At 38.8% G+C, this 20578-nt stretch carries 16 protein-coding genes; 4 read left to right on the top strand and 12 right to left on the bottom strand.

From position 1 onward, the window contains the following. Positions 1–63: 63 nt before the first annotated feature. The gene (locus HMPREF1320_RS09295) at positions 64–804 is read right to left on the bottom strand and encodes a 16S rRNA (uracil(1498)-N(3))-methyltransferase (protein ID WP_034554470.1); all 741 of its coding nucleotides are present in this window, start codon (positions 802–804) and stop codon (positions 64–66) included. A gap of 129 nt (positions 805–933) precedes the next feature. On the opposite strand from HMPREF1320_RS09295, the gene HMPREF1320_RS09290 reads away from it, so the two are divergent. The 3 genes from HMPREF1320_RS09290 to HMPREF1320_RS09280 are packed head-to-tail and all read left to right on the top strand — an operon-like array spanning position 934 to position 4108. Further along, complete coding sequence (locus tag HMPREF1320_RS09290) at positions 934–1236, top strand: hypothetical protein (protein ID WP_002671767.1); 303 nt, start codon at positions 934–936, stop codon at positions 1234–1236. Between the two features lie 18 nt (positions 1237–1254). Further along, on the top strand, positions 1255–2853 hold the full coding sequence (gene bshC / locus HMPREF1320_RS09285; RefSeq protein ID WP_009418354.1) for a bacillithiol biosynthesis cysteine-adding enzyme BshC: 1599 nt from the start codon (positions 1255–1257) through the stop codon (positions 2851–2853). 34 nt (positions 2854–2887) lie between these two features. Next, positions 2888–4108 (top strand): aminotransferase class V-fold PLP-dependent enzyme, encoded by a 1221-nt coding sequence (locus tag HMPREF1320_RS09280; RefSeq protein ID WP_009418428.1) that lies wholly within the window; start codon positions 2888–2890, stop codon positions 4106–4108. Positions 4109–4140: 32 nt separating this feature from the next. Here the strand turns inward: HMPREF1320_RS09280 and HMPREF1320_RS09275 are convergent, their stop codons facing one another. From HMPREF1320_RS09275 to HMPREF1320_RS09265, 3 genes are read right to left on the bottom strand one after another with little or no spacing between them, the layout of a single operon-like run. Beyond that, a complete protein-coding gene (locus HMPREF1320_RS09275) occupies positions 4141–6870 on the bottom strand; it encodes a PD-(D/E)XK nuclease family protein (RefSeq protein ID WP_009418284.1) in 2730 nt (909 codons plus the stop codon). 26 nt (positions 6871–6896) lie between these two features. After that, positions 6897–7523, bottom strand: coding sequence for a rhomboid family intramembrane serine protease (locus tag HMPREF1320_RS09270; protein WP_009418419.1), 627 nt, complete (start codon positions 7521–7523; stop codon positions 6897–6899). A 12-nt stretch (positions 7524–7535) separates the two neighbouring features. Then, positions 7536–9014: a YfcC family protein gene (locus HMPREF1320_RS09265; protein WP_009418406.1), complete on the bottom strand. Its 1479-nt coding sequence runs from the start codon at positions 9012–9014 to the stop codon at positions 7536–7538. A gap of 558 nt (positions 9015–9572) precedes the next feature. Between HMPREF1320_RS09265 and metG the strand changes: the two genes are divergently transcribed. After that, positions 9573–11639 (top strand): methionine--tRNA ligase, encoded by a 2067-nt coding sequence (gene metG, locus HMPREF1320_RS09260; protein ID WP_009418448.1) that lies wholly within the window; start codon positions 9573–9575, stop codon positions 11637–11639. Between the two features lie 32 nt (positions 11640–11671). On the opposite strand, the gene HMPREF1320_RS09255 is transcribed toward metG, so the two are convergent. From HMPREF1320_RS09255 to HMPREF1320_RS09220, 8 genes are all read right to left on the bottom strand, one after another. Continuing rightward, positions 11672–12547, bottom strand: a complete 876-nt coding sequence (locus HMPREF1320_RS09255) for a DMT family transporter (protein ID WP_009418266.1) — start codon at positions 12545–12547, stop codon at positions 11672–11674. Between the two features lie 8 nt (positions 12548–12555). Beyond that, positions 12556–12921: a diacylglycerol kinase family protein gene (locus HMPREF1320_RS09250; RefSeq protein ID WP_034554468.1), complete on the bottom strand. Its 366-nt coding sequence runs from the start codon at positions 12919–12921 to the stop codon at positions 12556–12558. A gap of 16 nt (positions 12922–12937) precedes the next feature. Continuing rightward, a complete protein-coding gene (locus tag HMPREF1320_RS09245; protein WP_009418350.1) occupies positions 12938–13636 on the bottom strand; it encodes a polyprenol monophosphomannose synthase in 699 nt (232 codons plus the stop codon). A 113-nt stretch (positions 13637–13749) separates the two neighbouring features. After that, positions 13750–15012, bottom strand: a complete 1263-nt coding sequence (locus HMPREF1320_RS09240; protein WP_009418449.1) for an aminotransferase class I/II-fold pyridoxal phosphate-dependent enzyme — start codon at positions 15010–15012, stop codon at positions 13750–13752. Positions 15013–15046: 34 nt separating this feature from the next. Then, complete coding sequence (locus HMPREF1320_RS09235) at positions 15047–16051, bottom strand: PLP-dependent cysteine synthase family protein (protein WP_009418286.1); 1005 nt, start codon at positions 16049–16051, stop codon at positions 15047–15049. A 65-nt stretch (positions 16052–16116) separates the two neighbouring features. After that, positions 16117–16482 (bottom strand): hypothetical protein, encoded by a 366-nt coding sequence (locus HMPREF1320_RS09230; protein WP_009418312.1) that lies wholly within the window; start codon positions 16480–16482, stop codon positions 16117–16119. Positions 16483–16501: 19 nt separating this feature from the next. After that, the gene (locus tag HMPREF1320_RS09225; RefSeq protein WP_009418444.1) at positions 16502–17371 is read right to left on the bottom strand and encodes a nucleoside phosphorylase; all 870 of its coding nucleotides are present in this window, start codon (positions 17369–17371) and stop codon (positions 16502–16504) included. Positions 17372–17420: 49 nt separating this feature from the next. After that, a complete protein-coding gene (locus HMPREF1320_RS09220) occupies positions 17421–19877 on the bottom strand; it encodes a hybrid sensor histidine kinase/response regulator (RefSeq protein ID WP_009418330.1) in 2457 nt (818 codons plus the stop codon). Between the last annotated feature and the right edge of the window lie 701 nt (positions 19878–20578).

Here is a 20578-nt window from a genome sequence, read left to right as displayed (position 1 = left end):
AGACGAACAAAAGACGAAGGAATGACGAACAAAAGACGAAGGAATGACAGACCTAAGATGATATTAAGTTGAACTAATGTTAGTCAGTTCATTTATTACCGCAACGGTATGACAGGCTACTATGGCTGCTGTTTCGGTGCGTAAGCGAGTATCTCCTAATGAGATAGGCACAAATGCTTGTTGCAAAGCGGTGTTTATCTCATTAGTAGAGAAATCGCCTTCAGGACCTATAAGCACGGTAATACGCTCAGGAAAGGGCTTGAGTGTGCGAGAGAGTAAGTGCTTTTCATTTTTTTGACAGTGAGCTATATATTTAGCTGAACTATCTGTCAGCATCGTTTTGAAAAACTGAGCTGATGCAATAGGCGCATTCAGTTTAGGCAAATAGCATTGCAACGATTGTTTCATTGCTGAAAGGAGTAACTTTTCAAAACGTTCTACTTTGATAGTGGTACGCTCAGAATGTTCACAGATAATAGGAGTAATTTCATCAACGCCTATTTCGGTGGCTTTCTCCAAAAACCACTCATAACGTTCATTCATCTTGGTAGGTGCTACCACCAAATGTAAGTAGTAAGGACGGGGAAGCTGAGGAGTACATTTCAGTATAGACACCTCACATTGTTTAGGTGTAGCGAAGTCTAATTTTGCTTCAAAAAGAAGTCCTTTACCATTGGTAATATGGAGTATATCGCCTGCTTTTTTGCGCAGTACTTTTACTATATGTTGGCTTTCTTCCTTATCAAAAAAGCAATTTGTGCTACTTGAATGAAGGCTGGAATGGAAAAATAATTGCATACTCATAATTTTATTTTCTTAGAAAAAATGGGCTTTATTGCGGGACAAAGATACAACAAAATAAAAAAAAGTAGATTTTTTATTTTGTAATTATAAAAATTAACTTACTTTCGCCCCGTGAAAAGTAATATTAATATGAAACGTGTAATAGTAGACTACAACAAACTAACTAATGAGATTCTCTCAATGTTGGTAGAGAAATACCCCGAAGGGTATACAGATGCAGATGTGATTCGTTTTAAGAATGCTAAAAATGAAACAGTTGATGCCTTGGAAGTCCGTACTGATGACACTATATATTTAGTGAAAGTGAGTACCCGCTTAGCTGACACTATGGAAAACTTCGACGAAGATGATGACTTTATGAATAACGAAGAAGATGATATGAGTGTAAGCAATTTAGATATACCTGATGACTCTTCATTAGACGACGAATAATAAAACACTAAAAAGCGTATGATTACCGCTTATATTCCTTATCAAGATATTCGTTTTTTCTCTAAACTCATCACTGATTATGTAGGTGAGAATAAAAAATTACGTCCTTTTTATCATAATTTCCCTTCATTGTTAGAATTTAAAAAGCAAATAGAAGAAAAAGCTCTTGATTTTACTGATGAGAAACGCCATATTTTGGTCAGTAGTTTAAAAGAACAATACGCTGAGGTAAAAACTACTCCGAAAGTACTTAAAAACATCGAACTTTTATCCAAAAGTAATACTTTTACCATCACTACGGGACATCAATTAAGTCTTTTTACAGGACATCTTTACTTCATTTTCAAGATAATTTCGGTAATTAATACTGCTAAACAGCTCGCCGAAAAGTACCCTGATAAGCACTTTGTACCTGTATATTGGATGGCTACAGAAGACCACGATTTTGAGGAGATTAACCACTTTCACTTCAACAATCGCACAATTTGCTGGAATAGCGACCAAACAGGAGCCACAGGCAACTTTGCTACTGACACACTTGAAGCGGTGTTTCAGACTTTTGACAAAGCCATAGGTCTAGGCAAAAATGCTAATACTTTGCGCACACTCTTCCACGATAGTTATCTAAAAAATAAAGATTTAGCCTCTGCTACTCGTTACTTAGTAAATGCTCTCTTTGAAGCATACGGAGTTGTAGTAATAGATGGCAACGATAAAGCCCTAAAAAGGCAATTTATCCCTTACATAAGCAATGATTTACTGCATAGTGTGGCACATACTGAGGTTACTAAAAGTATTAAGGCTTTACAGACTGTAAATAGCTCTTATCCCGTGCAAGTGAACCCTCGTGAGGTGAATATGTTTTATCTTACAGAAGGAGGACGACATCGCCTTGTGCGCACTGCGGACGGCTTTGAGGTACACGGTACGGATATTCGTTTTTCTGAGGAGGGGATTTTAGAGGAACTACGCACCTATCCAGAACGATTCTCGCCCAATGTAATCTTACGACCTTTATATCAAGAGGTAATATTACCCAATTTGGCATATATTGGTGGAGGCGGTGAAATAGCCTATTGGCTCGAATTAAAAAGCTTTTTCAATAAGGAGAAAGTACTCTTCCCAATACTAATGTTGCGCAATTCAGCAATGCTTATTTCGCAAAGACAAGCCGAAAAACTACAAAAACTACAACTTTCAGTAGAAGACTTATTTCTAAAACCAGAAGATTTAAAAAACAAGAAAGTAAGACAGTTAAGCGAAATTCCTATAGATTTTACTCCTGAAAAAGAATTACTACACAGGCAGTTTGAGCATTTATATGAGTTAGCTAAACACACTGATGTTACTTTTGAGAACGCTGTAAAAGCACAAGAAGTAAAACAGCTGAAAGGGTTAGACAAACTGGAAAAACGCCTCTTAAAAGCCCAGAAAAGAAAGTTTGCAGAGGAATTGGAACAGACTATTTTTTTACAAAATGAACTCTTCCCTAACGGAGCCTTACAGGAGCGTTTTGCTAACTTCACAGATTTCTATTTGATGAAAGGAGAAGAACTCATTCCTGAGTTAATAAAGGACTTTAATCCGTTTGATTTTAGGTTTGTGGTAATACAATAAAAATGTTGTATCTTTGCACCCAAAATAACGAACAATGAAAAGTATTCTTGAAATAAGAACAGACTTCCCTATACTCTCACGCACTATTCATAACAAACCTCTTATCTATTTTGATAATGGAGCAACTTCGCAAACACCTACACAAGTGATAGAGGCAATAGTGCATTATTACAGTTACCAAAATGCTAATATACACCGTGGAGTACACACTCTCAGCCAAGAAGCTACCGATGCTTATGAAGAAGCGAGGAAAAAACTACAACGCCACTTCAATGCCCGTAAAAGCTCTGAAATTCTTTTTACTGCGGGAACTACCCACAGTATTAATTTAGTGGCTAATGGTTATGGCGCACTGATGCAAGAGGGAGACGAAGTAATTATTTCGGCTTCAGAACACCACAGCAATATAGTACCTTGGCAATTAGCTTGTCAACGGAGTGGGGCTACCTTAAAGATAATCCCGATGAATGAGAAGGGAATTTTGGACTTAAAGGTATATAACCAACTGCTAAATAAGCGTACGAAGATAGTGTGTGTACAGCACGTATCGAACGCCTTAGGAAATATTCACCCTATAGAAGAAATTATAGAAAAAGCACACCGCGTAGGAGCAGTTGTATTGGTAGATGGAGCACAAGCAGCCCCACATTTGCAACCCGATATGCAAACTCTCGATGTTGATTTCTATGCTGTCTCAGCTCATAAAATGTACGGACCTACGGGGATAGGAGCGTTGTATGGTAAAGAAGAATTACTATTACAATTACCTCCTTATCAAGGAGGGGGAGAAATGATAAAAGAAGTGCATTTTGAAGAGAGTACTTATGCCGACCTCCCTTATAAGTTTGAAGCAGGTACTCCTAATATTTGTGGAGGTATTGCGTTTGGAGCAACAATTGACTATATACAGCAATTGGGAATGGAAGCTATTGCTACACACGAACACAAATTATTAGAATATGCTATCGCTAAATTACAAAATATAGAAGGCATTACTCTTTACGGTAATGATGATTTGAGTAAGCGTACCGCTGTTATATCATTTAACTTACAAAACATTCACCCTTACGATGTAGGTGTAATTCTCGACCAATTTGGAATTGCTGTGCGTACGGGGCATCATTGTGCCCAACCTATTATGGACTTCTACTGTATACCAGGTACAGTTCGTGCCAGCTTTGCTGTTTACAATACCTTTGAAGAAATAGATACCTTTGTAGAAGCTGTAAAAAAAGCTCAGAAAATGTTAAGTTGATAAACACACAAAAGAAATATAAGATTCAAACACTATACTTTCTCATAAAAAGGTCTCTCTATATCAAAGATTTCGCACAATAGTTCTTCGGTGTATTCACTGTACAAAGCGAGAGTTTGAGCGGTTACATCATAGTCTTTTACCTTGTCGATATAGGTATGGAAAGGCAAGAGACCTTTTTGCAAACGCTTGAACGATAGGTTAGCAACTATCATTTTTTCATTGATATTTAAGTGCTTAGTAATCATATAAGCATAAGTGAGCAGCTGGAAGGCTTTGCCGTACTTAATATCGGTAATGAGGTTATTCCAATCTTTGATGCGCACATCGGTTTCTTCTACAATACCCGTTTTGTAGTCGATAATGTGCAACACCCCATTGCGTCTGTCTACACGGTCGATAATTCCCTTGAAATAGATAGGGAAGGGGAGGTGAGGAGCTTGGAAAGGTATCTTTATCTTCTGTTCTAAATACAGAGGAATGATTTCGGTACCACTTTTTATTTCGTTGAGTTCTAAAGTTAAAAAACTACGCACATACTTCTCTATTACATTGAAAATAAGCAAGTTTTTACCAGTCCTAAAATCAGTACTTCTGTATTCTTCCTCAAAGCGTTTTTCGATAGTAGGGAGTACCAAAGGTTGCATTTTTTTGAAGTGCTCTTCGGTGAGTATTTCGTTTAAGAAAGGCGTGTACAAATCTTCTAAAGTTCCGTGTACTATATTTCCAAAAGTGCGTGCTTCAACAGTTTCTTCTACCTCTTTTTCCTCGTATACTTGTAGCACTTGTTGCTCGTAGAAAGTAAGCGGATTGCGAATGTAGGTAATTAGTGCTGAAGGTGAAATGCCTTTCTCGGCAAGGGCTTTTAGTGCATCGATTACAGAGGTCGTTTTTTTGATGTTAAGAGGTCGCAACACAGTAGGATATACCTCTGGAGCTTTGATTTGGTGTACAACATCGTGATTAGGGAGTTTCTCGGCTAACAATTGGAGGATAAACCTACTCTTTTCCTTACTTTTTAGGCTACCCATCTCGGTGTCGTAGAATAAGTGTACTTGTTTGGCACGCTGCAAAATACGATAGAAGTTGTAACTATACACAGCATCACGCTCTTTGTAGGTAGGCAGTTCTAATTCGTGTTTCACGTCATAAGGAATAAGTGAATCGCCACTTTTGCCTAAGGGTAATACCCCTTCGTTTACTGAAGTGATAATCACGCGCTCAAAATCTAAACTACGACTTTCCAGTACCCCCATCACTTGCAAGCCTTCCAAAGGCTCTCCGCGGAAATTGAGAGCATTTTTTTGCAATACATCTAAGTAGAAATGATAAAGCGTTTTCACCGAATCTATATAGTTGTACTGCTCTTGCAACTGCTTCAACTGATTGAATAACTGAAAGAAACGATAAGCGTACTCTCGAGTTAGTAGGTGAGTATTGCTCTCAGGGTCGATTTGTGCTTTTAGGCGATAGATAAGTGTAATAGCATTGTCAATAAGGATAGTGATGAGTGCTTTGCCTTTGGCATCGGGGAATAGTAAAGTAAGCATTTCGTGTTCGGTTTCATCTACCGACTCAAATAATTTTTTACGAGTGATATAGGTGAGGTTGTGTTTTTTGATGAACTCCGAAATATGGTGTACCACTTCTTCTTTTAGCAAGGTGTGCAAGAAAGGTTGAGAGAGCAGGTTCAGTATATCTTTATAGTAAAAACTCTTGGAAAGATGCAAGCGGAAATAGGCAACAAAAAGGTCATTGAGAGGGGTTTGCTGCAAAGGGTAACCCATTGTGATGTTTACACTTGTTTTGGGTTGTACAGCTTGCAGTACAGGGATGAGCAGATTCTCATCGGCGATGATGAGGGCGGTTTTTTCCAATGCTTTGGCAGGGGTATTTTTGAGCAGTTCGGCTACACTATGCGCCTGATTGATGCTTTTAGGTACCCCTGTGAGATAGAGTTCTTTTTCTTTTTCGTAGTTACTTTGTATAAACTTAGGTTTATGGGTTTGGTAATAACGCCAGCTTTTTATATACTTGCGCAAGAAGAAACCCGCATCGTGGGCTGGATTGTTCAAAAAATAAGTATCGCCGTCCCAATAAATTTCGCCACCAATATCTATTAGTATCGATTGTATAACTTTCTGTTCGGCTTTGGAAAGGGCATTGAAGCCGACGAATATATGAATGGTATTAGTGTGTGTTTGCAGGTATTCGAAGAGTTTTTCTACCGCTTTTTTAGCAATGAAACCGCCATAACCTTTACCCATTTCGGTGAGTTTGCTGTTGAGAGCGAAATAGTAATCGCCGAGGCTATTCCAAAACTCTAAGTGTTTTTTCTGCATCTCGCTAAGTTCGTCCATACCTGACCAATGTTCGACTTCTTTGAGGGCGTGGATATAAGGAAATATCTTATCGGGGTTTACCAAATATTGATCGATTTCACTAAAATCTTTGAGAGCTGTTTGTCCCCAGCTGAGGAACTCTTCAAAACTATCGGGGGTTGTTTTGCAAGTCTTTACATAGCAATCGTAAAACTCAAAAAGCAAAGGCAAATTGCTGATAGGTTGCACGTCCGAAATACGCGTAAATAGGTCGGCTATCCCGATGAACTCAGGGGCAATAGTAGCGTGCTTTACTTGCTCGGCAAAGTGTTTTTTGAGGAAGAGTGCAGGGCGTTTACCCGTAGTAACAAACACAAGACGCTCTATCTTATCAGAATAGTTTTCTAAAACATCGGTAATAACTTCTTGTAGATAACTCATAATGATTTGCTAATCTTTTAATTCCCTCATTTCTTCAGCAACCGTACTCCCATATAGCCCAAAGGCAATGCCATTATTCCCAAATAGAAAGCGTGGCGTATCACTACCTCAGGAGCGTAGACTATTACTACTGCCAAGCCAAAGAGTGCCCCACCTAAATGAGCTGCGTGCCCTAAATTGTCTCCTTGTTGTGGGTTGAACATCATAAATACCGAATACCCAAAGTATAATGCTCCAAAGAGCCAACCCGGTAAGAAGTTTACACTTAACGCTGTAGGATATAGAGCAATAGCTGCAAAGATAATCCCCGATACAGCTCCCGAAGCCCCTATGGCGGAGTAATAGGGCTGTTTTTTGTAAATGTACAAACTGAACACACTCCCCAGTAGCATTGAACCAAAATAGATAAGCAAGAACATTAGGTTCCCCATAGAACCGATAATCACATCTTGAAAGAAGTAGAGTGAAATCATATTAAAAATGAGGTGTTCCCAGTTGGCGTGCAAGAAGCCTGAGGATACCAATCGCACATAATCGCCCTTTTGCACTGCTCCTACATTGAACTTATAACGGTTGAAAAAAGTAGGATTCTTAAATCCATAATAACTCATTGCTATAGTCGCAAGAAGAATGATAATAAAAGTGATATTCATAAGTTTTATATTTTAAATCCACAATAAGATAGTAAGTACTACTGCAAAGATAATCACCAATGGCATACAAAACTGCAACCATTGTTTGTAGTTAATATTCACCATTGCTAGTGAAGGTAAGATAAGTCCCGTAGGGGTGATAAGCCCCATAATACCCATTCCAAAAAGATAAGCATTCACCACACTGTGCCCTTCTACTCCCACAACCGAAGCCAGTGACCCTATGATAGGCATCGTGAGTACCGCCATTCCTGAGGAAGAAGCTATAAATAAACTCAGTACACCAAATACTAACATCAGCATTGGCAAAAAGACCATTGGCGACATTCCTTGTACAAGGTCGGTGGCGTAATGCAAAATCGTACCCGATATTTGTCCGTCGTTCAGTATAAACGATACCCCTCTGGCTATCCCTATGATAAAGGCTACGCTCAGCAAATCGCGTGCTCCTGCCATAAACTGACTGATAAACTGTTGTTCACTACTGCGTTGTAAGATAGCAATCACAACAGCAGCTACCAAGAAGAGAGCTGTCATCTCTTGAAACCACCATTCCCATTGCGATACACCTACAATCATCACTATAAACGAGAGCGCAAATACTAAGAGCTCTATTTTAGTAGAAAGCTCTAAGGAAGTAGTCTTTTCAGGGGCATTGGCATTGTAAATTTCAGGGAGGACTACTCCATACACAATTGACTTCTCGGGGTGTTTGCGTACTTTCTCGGCATAACGAATAATATAAATAATGCTTATCAGTACACATACCGCTAAAGCTATCACACGTATGCTAAGCCCCGACGTCCAATCTACTCCGGCGGCATCTGAGGCAATAATTACCGCAAACGGATTGGTAGTCGATGCCATAGAGCCTACATTTGAACCTATGTAAATCACTGCTAAGGGTACCATTAAGTCGTAGCCCGCTGCTAAAAAAATAGGCACTAACATAGGGTAGAAAGCAAGCGTCTCTTCGGCTAATCCAAAGGAAGTGCCTCCCAGCGCCAACAGAGTAGTGAGCAGAACGATAAGGATACCCTCGCGCCCTTTGAGTCGGTGTGCCAAATAGCCTACGCCCATATTTAGTGCTCCCGAACTGTTGAACACCCCTATAAAGCCCCCTAATATGAGTACGAAGAGAATCACCTCTATACTGTCGTAGATTCCTCGTATAGGTGCAAAAAGCACAGATTTAGCTCCTTGCGGGTGAGGTACACTCTGCACATAAGTATTAGGTATCGAAATAGGTTTCTTAATTTTTTCATCTTTAAATTTGCTCAACTGAATATGAATACCCAAGCCGTCGAGTTGTTCTTGAGTAGCAGGTACAGTATAAGAATTATTTGCAGTGTGTATCACAAAAGAGTCTTGTTGCTTATCATATTGCAAAGTGCTATATGACCCCGATGGCAACAAAAAAGTAAGGCTCGCAGCCAACACTATCACCAGCATCAGTACGGTGTAAGGGGTAGGAAATTTGAGTTTTTTCATCAGTTCTGTTCAAGATTATTAAAAATCGACTTGCCTCCAAATATTCATTAGGCAAAGATATGGTTTATTTTTTTATTTGAGCAAATTTTTAATACTTTTCTGAACCAAGTACATTAAATTTGCTCCAACTTATCTTTGCGTTAGATTCACTTTATTCCCATCCTTTCTTCGTTCATTGTTCGTCTTTTGTTCGTCTTTTGTTCGTTCTTTGTTCGTTCTTTGTTCGTCTTTTGTTCGTCATTCCTTCGTCTTTTGTTCGTTTTTTATTCGTCTTTTCTCCATCTGCCCGTGCGGCTCGCACCGTCTTTTGTTCGGGCTTTATTCGTCTTTTCTCTATCTGCCCGTGCGGCTCGCACCGTCTTTTGTTCGTTCTTTATTCGTCTTTTCTCCATCTGCCCGTGTGGCTCGCACCGTCTTTTGTTCGTTCTTTATTCGTCTTTTCCCCATCTGCCCGCGTCGCTCGCACTCGTAGAATATACTTTTTCACTTTTCACTTTTCACTTTTCACTTTTATTCGTACCTTTGCCACCCAAAAATATATAATTCAAAACTCAAAAAATGTCTAAACGTTATACCATTACGGCAGCCCTACCCTATACCAATGGACCTATTCACATCGGTCATTTGGCGGGAGTATATGTGCCAGCTGATATTTTTGCACGTTATCAACGCTTAAAAAACAACGATGTAGCCTTTATTTGCGGAAGCGATGAACACGGAGTAGCCATCTCTATCAAAGCCAAAAAAGAAGGTACTACCCCACAGGCTATTATCGATAAATACCACGCGATTATCAAGCAATCGTTTGCTGATTTTGGCATTTCATTCGACAATTATTCGCGTACTTCTGCTCCCATTCATCATCAAACAGCTTCCGATTTCTTCAAAAAACTGTATGAACAAGGTGATTTTATAGAAGAAATATCCGAACAACTCTATGATGAAGAGGCACACCAATTCCTTGCCGACCGCTTTGTGATTGGTACTTGTCCGAAATGTGGTAACCCCGAGGCTTACGGCGATCAATGCGAGCGTTGTGGTAGTTCACTCAACGCTACCGACCTCATCGACCCTAAATCGTCAATCACAGGAAGCAAACCTACGTTAAAAGCTACCAAACACTGGTTTTTACCCCTCAATCGTTACCAAGAGTTTTTGGAAAAATGGATATTAGAAGGTCACAAATCCGATTGGAAACCTAATGTATATGGGCAGGTGAAAAGTTGGTTAGACGACGAACTCAAACCGCGTGCTGTAACCCGCGACCTCGATTGGGGAATTCCCGTACCTGTAGAAGGCGCTGAAGGCAAAGTGCTCTACGTGTGGTTCGATGCGCCTATTGGTTATATATCTTCTACTAAAGAGTGGGCTGAACGCGAAGGCAAAGACTGGCGTCCTTATTGGCAAGATTCTAATACCCAATTGGTGCATTTCATTGGGAAAGACAATATCGTATTTCACTGCATTATCTTCCCAGCGATGCTCAAAGCCGAAGGCAGTTATATATTGCCTACTAACGTGCCTGCCAATGAGTTCCTCAACTTAGAAGGTAACAAACTCTCTACCTCCAAAAACTGGGCAGTGTGGTTACACGAGTATTTGCAAGATTTTCCTAATCAGCAAGATGTATTGCGTTATGTTCTTACCGCCAACGCTCCGGAAACCAAAGACAACGACTTTACTTGGAAAGACTTCCAAGCGCGTAACAACAACGAACTTGTGGCTATCTTTGGAAATTTCATCAATAGAGTGGTAGTGCTAACACAGAAATATTATGAAGGAGTAGTACCACAAGCAGATACTTATAATAACGTAGATACTGAAACACTTCGTCAAATCACAGAACTTACCGATAAGATAGAACAATCATTAGAACGTTACCGTTTTCGCGAAGCCCAACAAGAGTTGATGAATATGGCACGCTTAGGCAATAAATATTTAGCTGATGAAGAACCTTGGAAACTCATCAAAACTGACCCAGAGCGCGTAAAGACTGTAATGTACATAGCTTTACAAATTGCAACAGCTTTGGCAGTTGCCAGCGAACCTTTCTTGCCTTTCACTTCCGAGAAACTGAAACGTATGTTACAATTGGGATCTATCACTTGGGAGAACCTAAAAACAAATGCTACTGAGCTCCTCAAAACAGGTCATCGCATAGGGGTTGCAGAACTTCTTTTTGAAAAGATTGAAGATGCCGCTATCGAAAAGCAATTACAGCGTTTAGAGAACACTAAATTAGCTAATAAGCAAGAAGCCCAAGCCAATGGTGAAACTGAAGTAGCTCCACAAAAAGAACTCATCAGTTACGATGATTTTGCAAAGATGGACATTCGCATTGGTACTATCTTGGAAGCTGAAAAGATGCCTAAGGCAGATAAACTTCTCATTTTAAAAGTAGATACAGGTATTGATAAACGCACTATCGTTTCCGGTATAGCCCAAAGTTTTGCTCCTGAAGAGATTATAGGTAAAAAGGTAACCGTATTGGTAAACCTTGCTCCACGCAAACTACGCGGAGTAGAAAGCCAAGGAATGATACTAATGGTAGAGAACTCCGAAGGCAAATACACCTTCATCAATCCTGATGCCGATGGAATTACTAATGGTACAGAAGTAAAGTAAGAATATTATAAAAGTAGAGATACAATGTAACTCTACTTTTTTCTTTTTAAGATATCTATCATTACCGCGATGATAATGAGTAGCACTCCTATAATAAGATTTGTTGTAAGACTTTCTTGTTGAAATATCCAAATACTAATAGTTACTGCTACAATGGGTTCCATTACCCCAATAATAGCCGTAGGAGTAGAACCTATCATTCTGATAGCATAAATAAGGGTGATGATAGAAAACAAAGTAGTTACTATACCAAAACTTGTGAGTAGTAAACTCATCTTTACCTCGGGGATAGGGAGAGGGGTACCTATAACCCATAGTTTTACAAGAAAATAAACTGAAGAAAATAAGGTAGAATAAAACGATACTTTTATTCCTGAAGCTGATATTTTTGACTTATTGACAATAAGCATATAGAGTGCATACGAAATTGCCCCAAGTAATGATACTCCTGCCCCTACATAGTTGATTGAAAAGTTTGTTACATCTTTTACACTGAGTAAGAAAACCCCTATTAATACAATAAAAAGTGCTAAAATCGTAGGAAAAGTAATATGTTCTTTGAAGAAAATACCCAAGGCAAGTGCTACTATAAGCGGATACATAAAAAATATAGTAGAAGCAATTCCTGGGGAGAGCAAATCGTAGGCAAGAAAGAGAAATTCAGCTGAAAGGGCGTACAGCAATCCTAAAACAAGAAAGATAAATACTTCGCGCGGGGTAATGCACAGTGTCTCTTTTCGGTAGAAAAGATACCCCATAATAAAGAGACTTGTAGTAATGAAACGATAGAAAAGTGCTGCATCTACTGAAAAACCTTGCTGCTTGATAGGAATCATAAACAGCGGAATCATACCATAAGTAACCGCCGAAATAAAAGCTGCTAAATACCCTTTTACTATATCTTTCATAGTAAAAATTAAAAGAGTCCCATTACATAAGGATAATAGATGACACAAAGCACAATGCTTACAGGTATCACAGCAAAGCCTACACTTCCAGCAGCTACATCTTTGATAATCCCAATAGTTTTATGATGATCGGGGTGAATAAAGTCGCATAGCTTTTCAACGGCTGTATTGAGTCCTTCAACTGATAACACTATAGCGATACACAACAGTTGTACAATCCACTCATTGGTAGTAATGCCGAAACAAAAGCCTAAAATCACCCATACTAAAGAGATGACGATGTGTACCATCACTGGGGGTTCATTCTTTATTAAATAAAACAAACCTTGAAATACATATTGTAAGCTTTTGAGTCTTTTTCTTATAAATTCCATAATTCTTTATGCTGATTTATTTCTTAAATCGCATTCCGATAACGCCAAAGATAGCTTCACGGATAATGCTTTTATTCATTTTTGATTTTCCTTTAATTCTATCGGTAAAGATGATAGGTACTTCTGTAATTTTAAACTTCTTGAGATAAGCGCGATACTTCATCTCTATTTGAAAGGCATAGCCCACAAATCTAATAGTTTTGAGGTTGATATGCTCTAATACCCTTCGGTGGTAACACACAAAGCCAGCAGTAGGGTCTTTAATTTTCATTCCTGTAATCACCCTCACATAGATAGAAGCCCCATAAGATAACAAGATGCGCTGCAAGGGCCAATTCACTACATTCACACCTTTTACATAACGCGACCCAATCGCAACATCAGCACCTTGCTGACAAGCCTCATAAAGTCGCAAAAGGTCAGTGGGGTTATGAGAAAAATCGGCATCCATCTCAAAAATATATTCATAGTTATGTGTCAATGCCCACTGAAATCCGTGAATATAAGCTGTTCCTAAGCCCTTTTTCTCTGTGCGTACCTCTAAAAAAAGTTGGTTAGGGTAAATATTTTGTAATTCGCGTACCTTATCGGCAGTACCATCAGGAGAATTGTCGTCTACAATAAGAATGTGAAACTCATCACTTTGGGCAAATACTGCTTTTATGATAGCTTCTATATTTTCAATTTCGTTATATGTAGGAATGACAATTAACAATGAACAATTAATAATTTAACAAGGTGGGCATACACAAAAACTTTGCCAAAGTTGGTCGTAGCACAGTAAGCTATCTCACTTTGGCAAAGTATTTTTTTCAATTTAATAATTAATTACATATCTCCCATTTCTTTAGTAAGTTCAGCATTCATAGCGCGGTATACGCCTGTTTCGAGTTTCTCACGAATCGCTGAGAATGCTTCCAAAGTACGGTCGATATCTTCTTTACTATGTGAAGCGGTAGGGATAATACGCAAGAGTATCATTCCTTTTGGAATCACAGGATAAACTACTATTGACAAGAAGATACCATAGTGCTCGCGTAGGTCGTTTACCATCGCCATTGCTTCAGGAATACTACCGTGCAAGAATACAGGCGTTACGCAAGTATTGGTATTACCGATATTGAATCCACGCTCTTTAAGTCCGTTTTGCAAACGATTTACATTGTCCCATAACTTTTGTTGTAGTTCGGGCATTGTTTCCATCATTTCCAAACGTTTCAAAGCACCTTTTACATAAATCATCGGAAGTGATTTAGCAAACATTTGAGAGCGGAGATTGTATTTAAGATAATCTACTACTTTGGCATTTCCAGCTACGAAAGCCCCAATACCTGCCATTGATTTGGCAAAAGTAGAGAAATAAACATCAATTTCATCTTGTACGCCTTGGTGAACACCAGTTCCTTCTCCACGAGGGCCTAAGGTACCAAAACCGTGCGCATCGTCTACCAAAAGGCGGAAAGGATATTTCTTTTTAAAGGCTACGATTTCTTTAAGTTTGCCTTGTTCGCCACGCATCCCGAAAACACCTTCTGAAATCACCAAGATACCGCCTCCTGTAGTTTCAGCTAATTTGGCAGCACGCTCTAAGTTTTTCTCAAAGCTCTCCATATCGTTGTGTTGATAGGTATAGCGTTTACCAAAGTGCAAGCGTACCCCATCGATGATACAAGCGTGTGCATCAACATCGTATACAATCACATCGTTTTTGGTAACCAAAGCATCGATAATAGACACCATTCCTTGGTAACCGAAGTTGAGCAAATAAGATGCTTCTTTGTGTACAAATTTGGCTAAACGTTTTTCGAGTTCTTCGTGCATAGTAGTATGCCCGCTCATCATACGAGCCCCCATAGGGTAAGCTGCACCATACTCGGCAGCTGCTTCGGCATCTACTTTGCGGACTTCAGGGTGGTTTGCAAGTCCTAAATAGTCGTTGATACTCCAGTTGAGGATTTCTTTTCCTTGAAATTTCATATGAGGGCCTAATTCGCCTTCCAATTTAGGGAATACATAATATCCCTCGGCGTGGTCAGACCAGCGCCCTATACTTCCTTTATTTGCATAAATATGCTCAAATAAATCTTTCATTCGTTCTTTATCTTATTTTGTTAATTGATAATTGTTAGTCAATAAATCCTTGTTTTTTCATCCAGTCGTCGCTGTAGATTTTGTTCATATAGCGCGAACCGTGATCGGCGAGGAGGGCAACTACAATACTATTTTCGTCGAATTTACCTGCCTCAGCATATTGTTTTACCGCTTGTATTGCAGCCCCACTAGTGTAGCCCATAAAAAGTCCTTCAGTACGTGCCAATTCACGAGCGGTGAGTGCCGCATCTTTATCGGTTACTTTGATGAACTCATCAATAACATCAAAATCAGTAGCAGTAGGAATCAAGTTTTTACCCATTCCTTCTATTTTGTATGGATATACTTCAGCAGGGTCAAACTCTCGGGTTTCGTGATATTTTTTAATAGCTGAACCATAGGCATCTACCCCTAATACTTGCACTCTTGGGTTTTGCTCTTTTAGGTAGTGAGCAATACCTGAAATGGTACCGCCTGTTCCACTACATACCACCACGTGAGTAATCTCGCCTTGTGTTTGTTCCCATATCTCACGACCAGTAGATAGATAATGAGCCTCAGGGTTGAGCGGATTGAAATACTGATTGATGTAAATTGAATCGGGGATTTCGCTGTGTATGCGTTTTGCGACTTCATAATAAGATCGAGGGTCATCGGGAGTAACATTTGCAGGACACAAATGCACTTCAGCCCCTAAGGCTTGGAGCATTTCCACCTTGTCGTGAGACGATTTATCGCTAATAGCGATGATACAGCGGTAGCCTCTTAGGGCACTTATCATTGCTAAACTGTAGCCTGTATTGCCAGAGCTAGTTTCTACGATGGTACTACCTGGTTTAAGTAATCCCTTGCGTTCGGCATCTTCTACAATGTACTTAGCCACCCTATCCTTAGCAGAATGACCCACATTGAAAGCTTCGAGTTTAGCAAAATAACGCCCTTTGAGACCTTTGGTAATTTTGTGCAATTCCAATAGAGGTGTATTGCCAATGAGTTGTAGTAAGCTGCTATGTACGTTCAATGATTCATTTATTTTCATTGGTTACTTTCTTTATTTTTGAGTGGCAAAAGTACGAATAATTTGTCAATTAGCAAATTTGTCAATTAGCAAATTTCGATAAGCCCTTGAAAGTTGAGTTTATAAGGTTCATCTTTATATAGAGGGAGGGTTTCATCTGCTACATTGCTAAGCCCTACACCTGCATAGAAAGTGCGAGCGTTGTGTTTTTCGGCGTGTTTGCGCACCACTTCCATAAATACGATATCATACTCGGTAGGGTCGTCGCCATAAGGGACAGCCCGCACAATGATGAAGTACTTTTGGTTGTTTTTATCTACACATACAAACTGAGGGTCGCGTTTGAGTTCACTATTCACTAATAGAAATTCCCATTGTAGTTCCTTTTGTAAGGCTTCACCTACAATGTTCATCGCTAAATTGTGGAGTTCTTGACCTGTGAGAGGTGTCATATTCACTTTTATATAGCGACTATTTTGCCAATTGTTCTAAGCCATATACTATCAAATCTTCTACTACTTTTTTAGTATCCTTAGTGAAAGTACCTGTAGGGCGGTTGGCAATGATAGCATTGAGCGAAACAGCTTGGTGTCCTAAGAGTTTAGAAAGCCCATAGATGGCTGAGGTTTCCATTTCGAGGTTCGTCATACGATGCCCATTGTGATTGAAGCTGTGGAGTTTATCATTAAGTTCAGGGTCTTGCACTGGCAAGCGCAATACGCGTCCTTGAGGACCGTAGAAGCCTGGAGCAGTACCTGTAATACCTTCGAATACTCTATCGGTGAGGAGGCGTTTTTTGAGTTCTTGTCCGCAAGCGATGATATAAGGATGACCTTTGAGAGGATTCCAACCTGTATGAGCAATAAAAGCCTCTTCCATAGCGAGTTCACGTACCTTAGGACTATCTTTATACGAATGGAACATATTGTCCATACCCAATCCGTGAGAAGATAGCACAAAACTATCTACGGGTATATCGGCTTGTAGAGAGCCCGAGGTACCGAAACGCACTATATTGAGCGATGTGAGCTGCTCTTTGGGCTTACGGGTGTTCAAATCAATGTTGGCAAGGGCATCGAGCTCGTTGATAACAATGTCGATATTGTCAGGACCTATACCTGTAGAAATTACAGTAAGGCGTTTACCTTTATAAGTACCTGTATGGGTGCAGAATTCGCGTTTTTGGGTGCTAAATTCTATATTGTCAAAATAAGCACTCACACGAGGCACACGGTTAGGGTCGCCTACCAAAATAACAGTATCGGCTACTTGTTCAGGTCGCAAATTGATGTGGTAAATACTACCATCGGGATTCAAGATAAGTTCAGATTCTTTAATCATAGTATGGTGGTTTTTTAATTCTAAAATATTATTATTTATTATATTTAACTTATTGCATTATTTTCTTTAAATAACTTTCAATAGCTGGTTTACATTCATTGTTAAACAGCTGTTCTAACTTATGAATTTGAGAATGTAAATCTGAAATGCTTTCATTAGTTACCTTATTTAAGTAGATAAGTATTTCGGATTCACGCTTGGCATTTATTTGTGCAAACATACTGGTCATTTTATGAGCTATTGCCTTAATACCTTTGTAATCCTTATTATCAACATAGATTTTTAAGTTTTCCAAGTTAGTATCTGTTTCGGCTAAGAAATGTTGATAAATATTAACAATACCTTCTATATCATCTCCCATAAAGTTCTCCAATACCTTAGGAGTATATCCTCCTGTGGTAACATTATCGGTTAAGATAATTGTCTTTTGTTCTACTTTGGTGTCGAGCTTAGGGAAAAAGACTTTTAGTTTCTCATAAAACTGCTCAGGAGTAAACGGTTTAGGAAGGATACCGGAGAAGCCACTCTTCATATAAAAACTTTCGGGCACGTCTCGTCTGCCTGTAATGGCTAATACAGGAAGCGGGTTGTTCTTATACTGTTCATTGAAGAGCGTTACAAAGTGGAAGCCATTCATTTCGGGCAATTGTATATCGGTAATTACCAAGTCGAAATTATGGTTAGTCATTTGAGTAAACGCATCTTTACCATTGTTAAACGTAATAGCGTTAATGTCTTTCTGCTTCAAGAGTTCTTCAATGAGACTAAGGATAGAGAAATCGTCATCAATTACTATAATTGTAATCTTATTGGCGGGCTTGTTCGAGGTTATAATTTGAGGTGCTTTGGTTCGCTCTACTACTTTTTCGGCTAAGAAGCGTAAGGTAAAGGTACTGCCCTTGCCTTCGTTGCTCTCTAAATATATCTTACCTCTGAGCAGATGTGCTAATTTTTGAGAGATATGCAAGCCTAAACCAGAACCTCCATAACGCTTAGAAATCTCATCGTTGGCTTGAGTAAACTCATCAAAGATGTGTTGTTGCTGTTCTTTCTTTATACCAATACCCGTATCGGTAACGGCAATACCTATTTCATACACATCGTTGCTTAACGGACGTGCATCGGCTTGTATGTGTACGTTGCCACGTTCGGTAAACTTAAAGGCATTAGAAATGAGGTTATACAATATCTGCTTCACACGATAAGCATCGCTTGAAAAGTTTAGATTATTTACCGTTTCGGAGAAAGTGAAGGTAAGGTTTATTTCCTTAGTTTTATAAGCTGACTTCACATTATTGGCTACCTCATCAATAATTTCGGCGGTATTGAAAGGAACTTTTTCAACAGATATTTTTCCTGCCTCGATACGAGTATAATCTAATAGTTCATCTACTAATTTAGATATATATTCTGATGAATACTTGATATGTGAAAGATAATTCTTACCCTTATCGGAGATTTTCAGTTTGCTAAGCAATTCGGAATATCCCACAATAGAACTCAATGGAGTACGCAAATCGTGGCTTACCATAGAAATGAGTTGCTCACGGTTTTTCAGTAGGTTATACGATTTCCGGTTAGCGGTTTCGAGTTTGCGACGATAACGTTGAGAGGTAACAAAATCATTGATAATCACAATAGAAGAAATGGCTATAATGCCCAAAGCTACCAAAAAGGCTAACATCAATAGGTTTTTACTATTCTCAAAAATAGCTCGACGCTCTTGACTTAGCTTTTGTGAATTAGCTAATACCTCTTCTTCAAAATTATGTAATAGGTCGTCAAGTTTTTGAGATAAACGCACATCGTTTTGCCAAAGGCTTTGCATTCGTTCATTAATTTGGCTTTTAGACTCTTGCGTATCTTCATTTACCTTATTGAGCAAGGTAAGCGTTTCCATTACTACCTTATCGAATTTGGTATTTTTGAACGTTTTTGGAATCTTGATATTCTTATATTTCTTTAAGATAGAAGCAATATCAGTAGCGGGAACAGGGGTATATTCTCTATTTTTACGTCGGGAATAGGTTTTGTTATATACTTCATAACCTAAATAAGGTTCCAAACTTGAGAGCTTACTGATGGCACTGCGAATAATGATAGAAGTACTGTCGCTTTCTTGAAAAGCTTTTAACTCCTGCAAGTTTTCACTTTTAAGATTTAGCAAAGAAGTAATAGTATCAAGGGTTAAGAGCTGTCTTTCGGAAGTAATATCACGACGAAATTTTAGTACCTCATTCTGTAAAGTAACATTCTTTTCTAAGAAAACTTGAAGCGCTTCTCTATCATCGGTACGTATAGCGACCCTTCCTGCGCTTTCGGTATCGTTCATCAGGGTGAGTATCTTGCTAATTTGTATAATTTTATTTCTGTCTTGCTGGTTAATTTCTTCTTGGTGTGAGAGTTTTTGTATTTCTTTATAAACTACATATCCAGCTACAATAGACACGCAGATGAGCAATACATAGCTCACAATAACTTTAAGAGTTACTTTGTTTGACTTCATTTTGAGTATTTTAGTGCGTAAAAAAGACATTTATTAACCGACAAAAGTACGACTTTTTTTTAAATGTACAACTATAATAGGAAAAATCTATGTTTTTAAGAAGTAAAAGATAAAAAAATGGTTAATGGTTAATGATTAATGATTAATGGTTAATGATTAATGGTGAAATTGGGAGAGGATTATAGAAAGCTTATAAGATAGTTGAACAATGAGAGGCTTTTCAGTGGCTCTACAGTGGCTCTACAGTGGCTCTACAGTGGCTCTACAGTGGCTCTACAATGAATAAAAGCCAGTGCGAGTTGCACGGGCAGATAGAGAAAAGACGAACAATGAACGAAGGAATGACGAACAATGAACGAAGGAATGACGAACAATGAACGAAGGAATGACGAACAATGAACGAAGGAATGACGAACAATGAACGAATAAAAGACGAATAAAAGACGAACAATGAACGAAGGAAAGATGAAGGTAAGTTAACGTTAAAACAGAGATAAAAAGAAGGTTATTGGAGGACTTCAACTTTGCCAAAGTTAAACCTTGGCAAAGTTCATAACAGTAAAGTGAAGATGAGATTGAGAGCAGAAGATAATTTGTTGTAGAACTGGTGTTTATAAGAAATGATTTATACAAGGGGGTTCGCAGGATGAGAAAAAAAGAAGAAAAATTTATTTTTTTTATTGTATGTATTAATATTTTTT

Origin of the sequence: Capnocytophaga sp. oral taxon 335 str. F0486, from assembly GCF_000277665.1 — a bacterium.
Taxonomy (GTDB): domain Bacteria; phylum Bacteroidota; class Bacteroidia; order Flavobacteriales; family Flavobacteriaceae; genus Capnocytophaga; species Capnocytophaga ochracea.
The sequence above is the reverse complement of the archived record's forward strand: the minus strand, read 5'-3'. Positions and strand labels throughout refer to the sequence as shown.

Coding starts and splice junctions, on each gene's coding strand:
- HMPREF1320_RS09295 (WP_034554470.1), bottom strand. CDS start 804: ATGAGTATGCAATTATTTTTCCATTCCAGCCTTCATTCAAGTAGCACA.
- HMPREF1320_RS09290 (WP_002671767.1), top strand. CDS start 934: ATGAAACGTGTAATAGTAGACTACAACAAACTAACTAATGAGATTCTC.
- bshC (WP_009418354.1), top strand. CDS start 1,255: ATGATTACCGCTTATATTCCTTATCAAGATATTCGTTTTTTCTCTAAA.
- HMPREF1320_RS09280 (WP_009418428.1), top strand. CDS start 2,888: ATGAAAAGTATTCTTGAAATAAGAACAGACTTCCCTATACTCTCACGC.
- HMPREF1320_RS09275 (WP_009418284.1), bottom strand. CDS start 6,870: ATGAGTTATCTACAAGAAGTTATTACCGATGTTTTAGAAAACTATTCT.
- HMPREF1320_RS09270 (WP_009418419.1), bottom strand. CDS start 7,523: ATGAATATCACTTTTATTATCATTCTTCTTGCGACTATAGCAATGAGT.
- HMPREF1320_RS09265 (WP_009418406.1), bottom strand. CDS start 9,014: ATGAAAAAACTCAAATTTCCTACCCCTTACACCGTACTGATGCTGGTG.
- metG (WP_009418448.1), top strand. CDS start 9,573: ATGTCTAAACGTTATACCATTACGGCAGCCCTACCCTATACCAATGGA.
- HMPREF1320_RS09255 (WP_009418266.1), bottom strand. CDS start 12,547: ATGAAAGATATAGTAAAAGGGTATTTAGCAGCTTTTATTTCGGCGGTT.
- HMPREF1320_RS09250 (WP_034554468.1), bottom strand. CDS start 12,921: ATGGAATTTATAAGAAAAAGACTCAAAAGCTTACAATATGTATTTCAA.
- HMPREF1320_RS09240 (WP_009418449.1), bottom strand. CDS start 15,012: ATGAAAGATTTATTTGAGCATATTTATGCAAATAAAGGAAGTATAGGG.
- HMPREF1320_RS09235 (WP_009418286.1), bottom strand. CDS start 16,051: ATGAAAATAAATGAATCATTGAACGTACATAGCAGCTTACTACAACTC.
- HMPREF1320_RS09230 (WP_009418312.1), bottom strand. CDS start 16,482: ATGACACCTCTCACAGGTCAAGAACTCCACAATTTAGCGATGAACATT.
- HMPREF1320_RS09225 (WP_009418444.1), bottom strand. CDS start 17,371: ATGATTAAAGAATCTGAACTTATCTTGAATCCCGATGGTAGTATTTAC.
- HMPREF1320_RS09220 (WP_009418330.1), bottom strand. CDS start 19,877: ATGAAGTCAAACAAAGTAACTCTTAAAGTTATTGTGAGCTATGTATTG.